Annotated in this window: 11 protein-coding genes; 5 read left to right on the forward strand and 6 right to left on the reverse strand. The window is 48.6% G+C overall.

The annotated features are described in order from the left end of the window. Window positions 1–60 precede the first annotated feature (60 nt). The 4 genes from ACOQOZ_RS20110 (at window position 61) to ACOQOZ_RS20125 (ending at window position 6290) form a co-directional block, all read left to right on the forward strand. The gene (locus ACOQOZ_RS20110; protein WP_420589940.1) at window positions 61–1098 is read left to right on the forward strand and encodes a metallophosphoesterase; all 1038 of its coding nucleotides are present in this window, start codon (window positions 61–63) and stop codon (window positions 1096–1098) included. 79 nt (window positions 1099–1177) lie between these two features. Beyond that, window positions 1178–2809, forward strand: a complete 1632-nt coding sequence (locus tag ACOQOZ_RS20115; protein WP_420589941.1) for an alkaline phosphatase D family protein — start codon at window positions 1178–1180, stop codon at window positions 2807–2809. Between the two features lie 193 nt (window positions 2810–3002). Further along, the gene (locus ACOQOZ_RS20120; RefSeq protein WP_420589942.1) at window positions 3003–4526 is read left to right on the forward strand and encodes a hypothetical protein; all 1524 of its coding nucleotides are present in this window, start codon (window positions 3003–3005) and stop codon (window positions 4524–4526) included. Between the two features lie 102 nt (window positions 4527–4628). Continuing rightward, window positions 4629–6290 carry a hypothetical protein gene (locus ACOQOZ_RS20125; protein WP_420589943.1) on the forward strand — a complete coding sequence of 554 codons (1662 nt, stop codon included), beginning with the start codon at window positions 4629–4631 and terminating at the stop codon, window positions 6288–6290. A 78-nt stretch (window positions 6291–6368) separates the two neighbouring features. On the opposite strand, the gene ACOQOZ_RS20130 is transcribed toward ACOQOZ_RS20125, so the two are convergent. Then, window positions 6369–7082, reverse strand: a complete 714-nt coding sequence (locus ACOQOZ_RS20130) for a hypothetical protein (RefSeq protein ID WP_420589944.1) — start codon at window positions 7080–7082, stop codon at window positions 6369–6371. Between the two features lie 423 nt (window positions 7083–7505). Here ACOQOZ_RS20130 and trxB point away from each other — a divergent pair, with 423 nt between their 5' ends. Beyond that, window positions 7506–8462 (forward strand): thioredoxin-disulfide reductase, encoded by a 957-nt coding sequence (gene trxB, locus ACOQOZ_RS20135; protein ID WP_255857283.1) that lies wholly within the window; start codon window positions 7506–7508, stop codon window positions 8460–8462. 116 nt (window positions 8463–8578) lie between these two features. Here trxB and ACOQOZ_RS20140 read toward each other — a convergent pair whose 3' ends face one another. The 5 genes from ACOQOZ_RS20140 to bioF all read right to left on the reverse strand — a co-directional run bounded on the left by ACOQOZ_RS20140 (window position 8579) and on the right by bioF (window position 13406). Further along, a complete protein-coding gene (locus ACOQOZ_RS20140; RefSeq protein WP_420589945.1) occupies window positions 8579–9607 on the reverse strand; it encodes a cyclic nucleotide-binding domain-containing protein in 1029 nt (342 codons plus the stop codon). Window positions 9608–9675: 68 nt separating this feature from the next. Continuing rightward, a complete protein-coding gene (gene bioD, locus ACOQOZ_RS20145; protein WP_420589946.1) occupies window positions 9676–10383 on the reverse strand; it encodes a dethiobiotin synthase in 708 nt (235 codons plus the stop codon). Window positions 10384–10630: 247 nt separating this feature from the next. Further along, a complete protein-coding gene (gene bioC, locus ACOQOZ_RS20150) occupies window positions 10631–11494 on the reverse strand; it encodes a malonyl-ACP O-methyltransferase BioC (protein WP_420589947.1) in 864 nt (287 codons plus the stop codon). Continuing rightward, a complete protein-coding gene (locus ACOQOZ_RS20155) occupies window positions 11494–12240 on the reverse strand; it encodes a thioesterase domain-containing protein (protein WP_420589948.1) in 747 nt (248 codons plus the stop codon). Before ACOQOZ_RS20155 ends, bioC begins: the two co-directional genes overlap by 1 nt. Then, a complete protein-coding gene (bioF, locus tag ACOQOZ_RS20160; RefSeq protein ID WP_420589949.1) occupies window positions 12237–13406 on the reverse strand; it encodes an 8-amino-7-oxononanoate synthase in 1170 nt (389 codons plus the stop codon). The genes ACOQOZ_RS20155 and bioF overlap by 4 nt, the downstream gene beginning before the upstream one ends. Between the last annotated feature and the right edge of the window lie 211 nt (window positions 13407–13617).

Below are 13617 nucleotides of genomic sequence, written 5' to 3' on the forward strand. Positions count from 1 at the left end.
CATTGATGTAACATTTGGCCGCTAATCTGCGCCGCATCAAAACTCACCGGAGATACAATAATGAACCACGTGATCTTGTCCAGCATGATCGCTGCGACCTTGATGAGCTCAACGGCAGTCGCCATGTCGAAGAAACCAGCCCCTGCACCAGAACCAACACCAGCTCCGGGTAAAGTGGTTCGCTTTATCGCTATTGGTGATATGGGTACCGGTGAAGACGGTCAGTACAAAGTGGCTGCGGTCATGAAAGATGTCTGTGAGCAGCGTGGTTGTGACTTTGCAATTGGCCTCGGTGATAACGTCTATGAGTCGGGTGCTGATTCAACCGACGACATTCAGTTCAAAACCAAATTCGAAGATCCCTACAAAGATCTGAACTTCCCGTTCTACATGGCGCTGGGTAATCACGATAACAGCTGGATCATTGGTGGTGACGGTCTGAACAACGACAAGGGTGATGTGCAGGTGGCGTATCACTACAAGTCTGATCGCCCGAGCAATAAATGGAATATGCCAGCACGTTACTACAACTTCAGTGCACCTAAGGGTGATGTGAACCCACTGGTTGAATTCTTTGCTCTGGATTCTAACCCGTTAGCCGGTGTAGCGGATGCTGACCCGGAATACTGGCAATTCCCATACCGCAAGAAGCAGGCGAACTGGTTCAATCTGGGTATTCAGAACTCAACAGCTCCGTGGAAAATTGCTTTCGCTCACCACGCCTACCTGTCTAATGGTAAGCACGGTAACGCTGGTATCTATGACGGCTTCCCGGGCGCAGGTGTGATTTACCGTAACTTCTTAAAAGACAATGTGTGTGACCGTGTTGATGTGATGATCGCTGGTCATGACCATGAGCTGCAGTGGCTGAAACCAACCGATAGCTGCGGCAAGACCTTCCACATCGTTTCCGGTGCTGGCGCAAAAACCCGTGATCTGAAAGGCACGAAGAACCCATCATACTGGCAGAAAGACGGCGTGTTAGGTTTCTTCTACATCGAAATTGAAGGCGACGAGTTCCGTGGCACCGCATATACCGTAGATAAGGTAAGCGGCGAGTACGAAGCTGCCTTTAGCAAGACCCTGAACCGCCAGTAAGCGGTTCAGAACACTACGCAAATAATCACCACAATTAAAAAACAGCGGCATTTGAGAGAGTGCCGCAAAGGGAGTTGTTATGTCTGTTTCTCGTCGTTCGTTATTAAAAAATCTGGGTTTGGCCGGTGCCGCTGCTACCGTTGCTGGCCCAACAGCTGCTATGTCATCCAAGCCAACGCCTGATCCATTGGCAAATAAAGACATCGCCGATTTTGGTCATGGCGTTGCTTCCGGTGACCCGTTGGCTAACAGCGTAATCATCTGGACCCGTATTTCACCAAAAGTAAACGCAGCTATTGATGTGACATGGCGCATTTGTCGTGACGTAGAAATGACCGATGAAGTAAACAGTGGTACTTTCTCAACCAATGCCGATCGTGATTACACCGTTAAAGTAGACGTTGATGGCCTGATGCCAGACAGCTGGTACTACTACCAGTTTGAAGCGGGTGACAAAAAGTCCGCCATTGGCCGTACCAAGACTGCTGCAGAAACGGGCCTGGATCGTCTGCGTCTGGCTGTTGTTTCCTGCTCCAGCTTCCCGCACGGTTACTTTAACGTTTATAAAGTGCTGGCTGAGCGTAACGACCTGGATGCGGTTGTTCACCTGGGCGATTACATCTATGAATACGGCGAAGGTCAGTACGACGATAAAGACCTGCGAGCTGAGCGTGCATTGCTGCCGAAACACGAGATCGTTTCTCTGTCGGATTATCGTCAGCGCCACAATCTGTACAAGCGTGATCCGGATTTGCAGGCGGTACACCAACAGTACCCGTTTATCGTAACCTGGGATGACCACGAGTTTGCCAACGACACCTATAAAGACGGTGCAGGTAATCACGATGACAGCGAAGGTGATTTCTACGCGCGTAAGCGTGCGGCGAAAAAAGCTTACTTTGAGTGGATGCCAATCCGTAACCAGCCAGATGATCTGGAAGCGGTTTACCGTAAACTGCAATTCGGTAACCTGGTTGACCTGATGATTCTGGATACCCGTGTTGAAGGCCGTGATGAACAGGTTGGTTTCTTCACTCAGTCAGAGCGTCACGATCCAAACCGTACGTTACTGGGCTTCGACCAGGAACAGTGGCTGCACAACCAACTGTCTGTTTCGAATGCTAAGTGGAAAATCTGTGGTCAGCAGGTTCAGATCCAGCACATCGGACCGGTTGCTCTGCCAGATAAGCTGGGCGGTGGTGCGTCTTTCTTCCTGGATACCTGGAACGGCTACACCGAAACCCGTCGTCGTCTGTTTAACCACCTGGAAGACAACAACATCGACAACTTTGTGGTGCTGACTGGTGATATTCACTCGACCTGGGTGGCTGATCTGGCACAGGATCCATACGATCGTAAGAAATACAACGGCAAAACCGGTGACGGTTCTCTGGGTGTTGAGTTCGTAACACCGTCGGTAACCTCTCCGGCTCTGCCTCCGGTTATTGGTGACGTTGCTGCTGCGGCTCTGAAAGTGTCCAGCCCACACCTGAAGTACTGTGAAATGGTTCACCACGGCTTCTTTATTCTGGATGTAACAGAAGAACGTGCTCAGGCTGACTGGTATTTCGTTAATACCATCGAGAAGCAAAGTACGGCTCATTACCACAAGGTTTCCTACAAAACTGACAACGGCGCTAACCGTGTCAGCGAAGCCGGTGGTCCGGTAACCGGAGTTCGCAATCCGGTACCTCTCGCGCCAAAAGCGTAACGATTAAGGCCACAGCGATGTGGCCTTATTTTTTGCTCTTTTCTTAAAAATGGTACTAAAGTTCAGGGTGGCATATTTGGTCATACGCAATTCTTAAAATTGTAGATTATTGGCACAGATTCACACCTCTGACGCTGGACTCAACAGCGCAACACTAATAATTTATTGCCACAAAATGTGGAGGATAAAAATAATGAAACTCATCACACGTCTGTTCGCCATCTGCTCGTTAGCATTGCTGACTCAGGTTGGTATGGCTGCTACCGATGCTTCCAAGGGCGCAATTTACCCGGTTGAAGTTGAAGCGGTTGGCGGTGAATCCGAAGGTAACAAGTTCCTGTCTGTTATTGGTAAGGTCAAAGATAAGATCGATACCAGTGTTGAAAAAATTGAACGTCCATTTGAAGAATGGGCTTACAGCCGCGGCGTCGGCAAAATACCGAGTGTTTGTCCAACCGGTTACAGCAACAATGCTGGTCTGTGTGCCAAAGACTGTCCTGCAGGCTTCAGCTCTGTCGGTGGTGTGTGCTGGCAGCAGTGCCCTCCGGGTTATTCTGACACCGGTGCTTTCTGTACGCTGTGGAAATGGTGGCCTAAAACCATTACTAAAAAATCCTGGATTCAGGAACGCAAAGTTAAGCAGTGCCCATCTGGTCAGGTGAACGAAGCTGGTCTGTGTTACGAGCCATGTGCTGATACCTTCAAAGGTGTGGGTCCAATGTGTTTCGGTCGTTTTGGTGCCGGTATGGCAAGCCGTATCCGTAACCAGGCTGGTGATCAACACGCAGCTGCACTGGCGAATGCTGGTCAGGGCGGTATCGTTGTGCCAGAAGGTCAGACTCCGACTCTGAAAACCGATATGTCTTTTGCACCAATCGTTTGTGGTCTGGACGCGATTGAAGGTTTTGCCGGTGTGCCGGTTCCTGATGCCGCAAACCTGGGTGGTTTAGGCGTTGATGCTGCTGGTGGCGCTATTATTGGTGCGATCTCTGATCAGATTAAAGACGAAAACAAAGCCTGGTTTGTACCAACTCTGTCTGACACTGTGCTGTTCGACTTCTCTGCCGAACTGAGCTGTGAGGATGATGGTACGGTTGCAACCGCTGGCCTGATGATGAAGCCAAGCATCACAGTTAAAGCCTCTACCCGTAGCTTCGATCCTGCACTGCATGCGTTGGCGGGTGTTGATCTGGGTATTATGACTGTGTCTGTATACGAGCTGATTCCATTCCGTATCTACGGCACCGTGGGTACCACCCTGAGCGCTCAGACAACTCTGGAATCGGTTGTTGATCGTGCTCAGCCTCCGGTAATCATCAACGACGTGCAGCACGCAAACAGCACCAGCCTGGAAGTGATTCCTCGCATGGAACTGTGGCTGTCTTCTACCGCATACCTGCGCATCACTTCTATCCTGAACTTTATCCCGGATCTGCTGCAGATTGGTGCTGAGTTCAAACTGTGGGTGATGGATCTGGCGATGCCTTACACCGTTGAAGAAGGTGTGCGTGAAGCGTCCGAAGGTGGCTACGAAACTTACAAAACCGAAACTCTGAAGCGTGAACTGAGCTCAGGTAACGGTTATGTGAACACCTTCCTGAAAGTATTAGGTATCGATATCAACGCATTTGGCGACGAAGCTGATCTGAAATGGACCGGCGTAGAAGACAATGCAGTTGAGTTTGTACGTGAAGAATCTCAGGCGATTGCACAGTAATCATCTGCTGAACGTTTAGTACATCTCTGTATTAAGCATGATATAAAGCCCTTTGCCGCTCTTATAAGCAGCCAAAGGGCTTTTTTTATATCAGGTTTTGACATGGCTATTCTGAAAAAAATAATAATTGTAATTGTCTCACTGCTGCTGATCTCAGCTGGCGCACTCTATCTTTATATTCAGTCGCTACCGACCGGAGCGCCTGAATACGTGAATGTCGAAGATCTGGACGATTCCGGGCAACTGATGGCTTTTTCCTGTTCTGCCGGGCAATCCCTGAATGTTGCTTACCGGGTCACCGTCACAGTTGCGTCTGAATTAAATGATCGCGCTGTTTATGACTCACGATTGCGCTTTAATGCGCACTTACAGCAAGCCAATGATAATGTCGTTAAAGGACTTGCTGACGACATTCGTGTGAATGAAGGTGAGGGAGACTTACCGTTACACGATGTATTGTTTCTGACCAAAGCCAATGCTGATCAATATCTGGTGTTTTCTTCGTTTAATTCACTGGGGTTGATTGAGCGGCATCCAATGGCGATTTTGTCTCAGTTGATTAAGGCATTGTCGGTCGGTAATGACCGTGATAACTATTTTTTCCCCTACGACGCGATGCAGCGGACTTATCGTTATCGTCATGATGGTGGAAGCGTCGAGCGTGCAGTGTTCCCGACAACGGCTAATATCGATAAATTCGTAAACTCCTTTAACGAGTACAAAAGTGACTGGCAGGTGACTCTGGACAGTCACTGCTTACCTAAAACACTGGTATCGAACGAGCAGCAGGCCATTACGGCAGCGGGCCACCAGGGCTTTATTCGTTTTCGTATAGAAGCTGAGCGAATTCCTGCGGTAAAAGATCTCAGCCAGCTGGATTACAGTGCTTACGCCAATAGCGGTAATCACTGGAATGTTAAGCAGGTTAATGGTGATGACGTCACTGCCGGGATCGAAAATGAGCAACAAATGTGGCAGGCCATTGCGGGCTTTGATAGCAGTAAAGATGTGGCGGCGCTGAAGCAGGCTGCTAACTATATGCTGGATAACTTTTCTGCCGATGATACACGCGATGCTTTGTTGCAGGGCAATCTTGATGACGCCACGAAACGTGATTTAATTTTTGCGCTTGGACTAACGGGTCGTGAAGACGCTGAAGCTTTTATGCTGGATACCCTGGCCGCCATGCCGTTACAGGCGGGAACGGCTGCGGATCTGCAGAAAGTAAGGTTGATGGTTTCGCTGTCGAGTAACGACAAGGTAACTCAACAGTCGTTTGATCGTTTTTCGGCATTGGCTAATCAGACTGATGAATCGGCTAACGTTCGTAATAACGCGTTGATTAATATGGGCACAACGATTAAAACTCTGGAAGCCGCGGGTGAAAGTACATCCGGATTACAGGATCGTCTGAAAGGACAACTGAGTGACACGATTGAGCAGGGTGGTAATCAGTCTGCCAGTGCAATCCTGGCGGCAGGTAATGCCAATATTTCCGGATTGGAAAATAAAATGGTGGATTCTCTGGCGAATGGCTCCAGTAAAGAACGTTATGCGTCCGGTGCAGTGCTAAGTCGCAATCCTGATTATCGCCAATCGTTGATTGAGCATATCGCAAAGGAGCCTTCAAATCTGGTTAATAACGCTATTTTATCGAACTGGGATGCTAGCGCGTTAACGCCTTCCCAGCGTCAGCAATTAACTGAGATTGCAGCCCAATCTGATGCTCAGAAAGCAGAGCTGATTGGCAAATTCCTGAAATAAGCTCTTTTCTTCAGGCATGAAAAAGCCGGGGAATGGTTACATATCATTTCCCGGCTTTTTATTTGTGTTGGCGAATTACTATGGGCGTAAGCGGATTTTTACGTCGACACCTTCAAGGTTAATGTTGCTCATGGTCACATCCCCGAAATGAGAGTCTGTGGCGCCGGCAACGCGAACGTTTTTAAAGGCAATCTGTTTAATTTTAGTTGGTACTTTAACGTCCAGAGAACCGTCAGCGTTGAGGGTGGTCTTTGGACCTGGTTCGTATTCGATGCCGCTGATTTCCATATCTGCTTCCAGCAGATTGGCTCCAGGTATCAGCGCTCCGGCAAGCGATTCCAGGCTGGTCAGTGCCATGTCGTCTTCCGCAGAAGAACTGCCGTTAATAATGTCGATCAGTTTGTCATAGTTGGAACCAACCGACTGACCGGTAACAGCGCTCAGGTCGGAGTCGGAGATGGCTTGTAGCCCGGTACGTTCAGATAGAGTTTGCTCAGCGATGGCGCGATTGTCATCGATTGCAGCATTGGCGCTGGCCATAAAGGGTTGAATCGGACCTAACAACATGGCGCTCACAGCAGCAACCAGGCGGTAGCGTGACTGTTTCTTCAATACCTTGTTAAGTTGTTTCTCGGTGATCCAGTTGTTTTCAACTAACACCTCACCCAGACGTTTTCCGCTTTTGGCCTGGTGAGTCAGAGCCTGATCCAGTTGTTGGCGTGTAATCAGTCCTTTGTGGATTAACAGTGTTCCTAGCCGGGACTTCTGCTGGATTTCTTGCCGCTTTTGCATGTTGAGGCAACCCTTTTATTGTTGATTTTTCCTGCGACGCTATGGTGCAGCAGAAGCTGAACGACAACAACGCATAAGAATTGACGTATCCAATCCGGCTCTGTTGATGACTTTTTAAGTTCCTGAAATACCAACAAAAAATGCTATCTGATTACTTTGTAACTTGTAACACCAAGGTACCTGAATCAAGCAGCGGAAGGGATACTCCTTGTATTTTTATAAGTATAGAAGTCAGGCTGATTTTTGCGCAGCAATAGCTTGTCTATATAGATAGATTAGGAATATTAATTTAACGCTTGAAACCAATAGCGATAAGCTTGGTCAATATTAGTCTTGATCAGACCGGGAAAGTCATTGGGCCACGCCATCAATACCCCTATAATGCTGATCGAATTTGAATATTGTGGATTTGGAGACACCAAGGTGAGCGAAGCACGTCACGTTAAGTTATTGATTCTCGGTTCTGGCCCTGCGGGCTACACAGCAGCAGTTTACGCTGCGCGCGCTAATCTGAATCCTGTGATGATTACTGGTATGCAGATGGGTGGTCAGCTGACAACAACGACCGATGTTGATAACTGGCCAGGTGATAACGACGGTGTTCAGGGTCCTGCGCTGATGGAGCGTATGAAAGCCCATGCTGAGCGTTTTGACACTGAAATTATCTTTGATCAGATTAACGAAGTGGAGCTGCAGCAGCGTCCATTCCGCCTCAAGGGCGACAGCGGTGAATACACCTGTGATTCCCTGATCATCTGTACTGGTGCTTCTGCCAAATACCTGGGTCTGGAAAGTGAAGAAGCCTTTAAAGGTAAAGGTGTATCCGCTTGTGCAACCTGTGATGGTTTCTTCTACCGCAACAAGCGTGTTGCTGTGATTGGTGGTGGTAACACCGCTGTTGAAGAAGCGCTGTACCTGTCGAATATCGCTAAAGAAGTGGTTGTGATTCACCGTCGTGACAGCTTCCGCAGTGAAAAAATTCTGGCCGATAAACTGCTGGATAAAGCGGCAAACGGCAACGTTACCATTAAGTGGAACAGCGAGCTGGATGAAGTACTGGGTGACGACATGGGCGTAACCGGTATGCGTATCAAAAACCGTGAGAGCGGTGAGACTGAAGAGCTGGATTTAGAAGGTATCTTCGTGGCAATTGGTCACCAGCCGAACACCGGTATTTTCGACGGCCAGCTGGATATGAAAGATGGCTATCTGAAGGTTCAAAGCGGTACCGAAGGTAATGCAACACAAACCAGTATTGAAGGTATCTTCGCTGCAGGTGACGTGATGGATCATATCTACCGTCAGGCGATTACTTCTGCCGGAACCGGTTGTATGGCTGCGCTGGATGCTGAGCGCTTCCTGGATAACCTGGAAGGCTGATTGCTCAGATAAGAAAATCCAGACAATAAAAAAACCCGCTACGGCGGGTTTTTTTATTGTCGGCTTTTTATGGCGTGGCTTTTATGGTCGTGCTCCGCTGAATCACGGAAAACGATTTAAGAGTGTTCAGGTGCTTCATTCTCCAGCGTCAGCACTTTTGCCTGGAAACCGGCTTCGCTGAGAATATAAGCCGCCGCTTCTCCACGACCTTCGCCCATTAACACATGGACAAATTCTTTCGATAATTCGTCGAGATGACTACGCAATTGCGCCAGCGGAATATTCCGTGCGCGTGGAACCGGATTTGCTGATGCTTCCTGAGGTGTTCGTACGTCGATAATGACGGTGCCGGTGTCGCCATCATCAATCAGCTGCTTCAGTTGTTCTTCATTAAGGTATTCCAGTACTGGCTGCTTCAGCAGGGTATCGAAATCTTCCTTGGTTAATACCATCAGCTCGCCGTCACTGCTCATGGTAATGCTGGCATTACGTGGCATGGCACTAACCAGGGCATCTTCACCAAACAGCTTTCCTGTGGATATGGCCGCGAGCGTTTCCTGCTTACTGCCTTGCTTTCGGGTGACGACGGCTTTACCGGTTTTAATGACGTAACACTCGGTGCCTTCGTCGCCTTCTTTAATGACTTCTTCACCAAGTTTTACGCTTCGCTCCTTAAACTTCGCCAGCAACTGCTGGATATTCGCCGGAGGAATACGATTGAACAGGTTGGAAGTCAGCAGGGCTTCGAGCCAATCGGATTGCTCGTCTTCCTGCTCATAAGACTGGCGCAATTCCGCCCAGGTGGTGATTAACTCCAGATACTTGCGCTTGATCGAAAAGAAGGTGCACGCCGATTGGGTAATGCCGGCACAGCGATGAATCGGATGGCTGCCATCCAGGGCGAGAAAGTTTTCATCGTCATCACCTTTTACCTTGGTGATATTAAAGCTTTCATCCGCCAGGTCGATTTCGCCGGACAGTAAAAAGTGGCATTCATCATCATGAACACCACGTTTAAACAGAATCTTTTTTGCCCCCAGTTCATGCTGACGGAAATGAGGCATCAGCTCTTCGATCGCTTGTTCGGATAATTCGTCGAACGGGACAAAGTGCTGAATCTGTTCAATATTGATGGCGTCTTCCATGGATCGGCTTCACGGCTGAGAATTCACTAATAATAGCAAAGCCCTGAATTAATCGTCACCCGCAATATTCACGGCAGCGTCAGGCAATCTGTGATTTTTTGCAGCTGTTCCGGATCTGTGCGATCAATCCCTTTGATAAAGGGTGTATGACCAATAAAACTGACCTTCTGTTCATCGAACCACTGCGTCAGAAAAGCCAGATTACCCGCCTGGGCTTCCATATTTTCTGACAGACTATTAGCCACCCAACCGACTAGCTTAGCGCCACTGTTTTGCACCATTTGTGCGCTCAGTAATGCATGGTTAATACAGCCCAGGCGCAGACCAACCACCAGAATAACTTCGGCCTCTAATTCACAGGCAAAGTCCGCCAGAGTTTCTGTGTTGTTCAGGGGTACCAACCAGCCGCCAGCACCTTCGACCAGCTGAAAATCTGCTTCGACATTCAGCCCGGGTCGGCAGGCTTTCAGCAGTGCATCTTTCGATAGCGAGCTATTTTCTAATTCAGCGGCAATATGTGGGGCAATAGCCGCTTCTAAAGCAACCGGATTATGGGTCGAATAAGATTGTTGTTCTGTGCTGTATTGGCGCAGCAATTGAGCATCTTCGTTCTGCCACTCTTTGCCGTTATCGCTGTCGGCTAATTCACAACCTGCGGCAACCGGCTTTAGACCAAAAGTAGTTAAGCCTTGTTGTTGTGCTTTTTGCAGCAGGGCAGAGGAAACTAGAGTTTTGCCCGCGTCAGTGTCAGTACCGGTAATAAAGTAGCGTTTCATTATTTCCCTCTTTAAATCTGCATTGTGATATTTACTGCTCGACACGTTGTGAATACGTCCGTGTAAACTCGGCTGCCGCGTCCATGCGGCAGACTGTCTCGCAGCAAACACCACAATACAGATTCAGATCATCGAATATTTACGAGGCCGATACTTTCAATAGCAGCGACAGGATGTCGCGGTAGGATCGAGGGCCAGGGATGGCCCACCGATCCGGCGGCTGAAAGTATCGGCCTTGTGAATATGGTTAGCCTTTGCGTAAAACCAGCCAAAATACCTGATAACTCACCGGCAGTTTGCCGTTATTATCACGCGGATAAAACTGATCCAGCTGCTTTAATGCCGCACGACCACCCAAACCTGATTTTCGGCCAGAGTTTACGTTAGTCGCCCCAATGGCTTTTAAGCTGCGCAATAATTCCGTTAACGAATCATAATGCTCCGTCAGGCATTCCTGATGCTGGGTAATAATTTCCAGATTCAGCTGAGCACAGATATCCACCAGGCGCTGTTTTTCGACAAATTGATTCACATGTGGACGTTCATCAATTTCGTGCCAGGCGTCGCTTAATTCCTGCTGGGTCCCCGGCAATAAAGTGGCAATCGCCATAGTAGAGCCCGGTTTTAGTACCCGCTGCCATTCGTTTAATGTGTGTAACGGGTTTTCACTCCATTGCAGCATCAGGCTGGAAAAAATGCCGTTTTTACTGCCGTCGTGGAAAGGTAAATCGTCAGCATCTGCCTGAACAAATTCAAGGCGGTTAATAATGTCGGAATCTGATTTTTGTTGCTGAGCGAACTGCAGCATACCTTCGGCCAGATCAACACCGGTTAAATGTTGAATGCCTTTTTCCAGCAATGGTTCAAACGCTGCGCCGGTTCCACAACCAATATCCAGCCAATGTCCCAGATCTTTATTAACAGCAGTAGGCATAAAAGTTAATAAACGCTCGATGGCCTGTTGCTGAATCGTTGCCGCACTGTCGTAACTTTGTGCGGCACGGCTGAACTGTCGGGCAACCTGTTTTTTATCGCGGCTGCCATTGTGAGCAGAATGACCTTCATCATTTTTTTTATGAGAAGACAGCGAATCAATATTTACAACCTTCATTAACAGGCTCCTCCTGTATCCACCTGAGATAGCAGGGATCGTATCGAATTGAGTAATTCCTTCTGGCCGGATTCTGTTAAAAAGAAACAATGACTGGCTTGTGACGATTCCGAAGCCGGAGTTAAACGACGAGGGTTAAAACCATCCTGCGTTGAATACCAGTGTCGTTGTAGTGCATCAACTTGCGGCAGAGTTGGGTAATTCAGCCAGCTTAACGATTTGATTAACGTCTTTTCGTCACTCAGCTGAGTATTCGCCAACTCACGCATTAATTCCCGTGGTGCATCTGCATATTGAGTACACAAGCCTAAAAAACGTTTGGTTGTTTTGGCCGGGAATTTTTTCAAATTTTCAGAAAAAGCAGCAAAGGTTTCCTGTTCCATTCCTTGTTCTGAAACCTCAGGCTCCTGCAGAAAACGCTCACCGGTTGCCAGGGTGATCAAGGCAACCGGAATATCAGAAACCATCTGAAATTGCTTCAGGGTATGAATCGCTAATGCACCACCTAATGACCAGCCAATCAAGGTGATTTGTTCAGCCGACTGCTGAAGACAAATCTGTTGTAAATCGTTAGCCAGAATTTCAGCGTACGGTTCGAGGCTGTCTGCAGCGATATAATCAGCAGCCAGATGACAACCTGGCAGTTGTTGATAAAGCGGCGAAAAAACTTCGGCAGAAAAACTCCAGCCGGGAAACCAGCAGTAAAGAGTCTGAGACTCAACCTGGTTTAATACTGTCCAGCTCATTGCATGACCTCAGCAAGGGCTTTTAACAGTAGATCAATTTGTTCACGACTGTGACCCGCGGTCAGCGTAATACGCAAACGTGCACTGCCTGCTGGAACGGTTGGTGGGCGAATGGCACTCACCCATAAACCACGCTGTTTCAGTTGTTCGCTGATTGTCATGGCTTTATCAGCATCACCGATTAATAACGGCTGAATGGCGGATTCCGATGGCATTAAAGGTAATGCCTGTTTTTCCGCTTGTTGGCGGAAATATTCAATATGCTGGTTCAGCGTGTTACGTCGTTCAGGCTGCTTCATTAACTCCAGATTAAACAACATGGCTTCCGCCAGAGCCGGAGGTAACGCGGTGGTATAAATATACGGTCGTGCGAACTGCACCAAATAATCGATCAGCTCTTCACTTCCTGCGACAAAAGCACCGTAGCCACCTAACGCTTTGCCCAATGTGCCGACATAAACAGGTAATTGCTGGTGGCTCAGGCCAAAATGATCACGAACGCCATTCCCTTGATTGTTTTCTTTTGCTCCGAGAATGCCTAAACCGTGGGCATCATCGATCATTAATAACGACTGATGTTTCTCTGCGATATTGGCAAGTTGAGCAACGTCGGCCAGATCACCATCCATGCTGAAGATGCTGTCACTGACGATCAGCTTTTCACTGCTGTCATCGGACGCATTGGCCAGCATGTCATCAAGCTGAGCGTAATCACAATGGCGATAACGCAACAGTTTGGCGCGGCTCAGTTGAGCGCCATCCAGCAGCGATGCATGGTTTAACTTATCCTGGAAGATCAGATCACCGCGTTGTGCCAGCGCCGAGATGGTTCCGACATTGGCCATAAAACCACTGGAGAACAGCAGGGCGCGAGGGTAACCGGTGTAATCGGCCAGCGCCTGTTCCAACCCGTGGTGAGCGCTTGAGTGACCACATACCAGATGGGAAGCACCACTGCCAAGATTCCACTTGCTGGCCGCTTTGGCCAGTGCATCACCGCCTTCGCAGGCCAGGCCGAGATAGTCGTTGGAGCAGAAGTTAATCAGACGTTGACCATCAATCTCGACTTCCGCTTGTTGCGGGCTGTCGAGGGATACCCGGCGACGTAACAGATGTTGTTCGTTACGTTGTTCCAGGGCCTGATGAATACGTTGATTCCAGCTCATACTTCTCGCTTTGGGTTGGGCTATCGATATTGAGCCTGATAAACAGGCATGGCGACCGATCAAAAAGTAGACATCATAAGCGGCACTGATCAGTGGTCAACTAGACTGTAGTTTGTCGGTTTACTGCTTGTGGCAATACAGTCATTATGTCTGCGGTTATTTTCTCGCCATTGTTTGTAACCCTGTTTTGTACTCAGGTTGTGTTGCCCGG

This window comes from Bacterioplanoides sp., from assembly GCF_965219715.1.
GTDB lineage: Bacteria > Pseudomonadota > Gammaproteobacteria > Pseudomonadales > Oceanobacteraceae > Bacterioplanoides.

Bases quoted from the DNA above. Each gene is read 5' to 3' on its own strand.
- bioF (WP_420589949.1), bottom strand. From the start codon at position 13,406: ATGAGCTGGAATCAACGTATTCATCAGGCCCTGGAACAACGTAACGAA.
- ACOQOZ_RS20120 (WP_420589942.1), top strand. From the start codon at position 3,003: ATGAAACTCATCACACGTCTGTTCGCCATCTGCTCGTTAGCATTGCTG.
- bioD (WP_420589946.1), bottom strand. From the start codon at position 10,383: ATGAAACGCTACTTTATTACCGGTACTGACACTGACGCGGGCAAAACT.
- ACOQOZ_RS20140 (WP_420589945.1), bottom strand. From the start codon at position 9,607: ATGGAAGACGCCATCAATATTGAACAGATTCAGCACTTTGTCCCGTTC.
- ACOQOZ_RS20125 (WP_420589943.1), top strand. From the start codon at position 4,629: ATGGCTATTCTGAAAAAAATAATAATTGTAATTGTCTCACTGCTGCTG.
- ACOQOZ_RS20130 (WP_420589944.1), bottom strand. From the start codon at position 7,082: ATGCAAAAGCGGCAAGAAATCCAGCAGAAGTCCCGGCTAGGAACACTG.
- ACOQOZ_RS20110 (WP_420589940.1), top strand. From the start codon at position 61: ATGAACCACGTGATCTTGTCCAGCATGATCGCTGCGACCTTGATGAGC.
- ACOQOZ_RS20155 (WP_420589948.1), bottom strand. From the start codon at position 12,240: ATGAGCTGGACAGTATTAAACCAGGTTGAGTCTCAGACTCTTTACTGC.
- bioC (WP_420589947.1), bottom strand. From the start codon at position 11,494: ATGAAGGTTGTAAATATTGATTCGCTGTCTTCTCATAAAAAAAATGAT.
- ACOQOZ_RS20115 (WP_420589941.1), top strand. From the start codon at position 1,178: ATGTCTGTTTCTCGTCGTTCGTTATTAAAAAATCTGGGTTTGGCCGGT.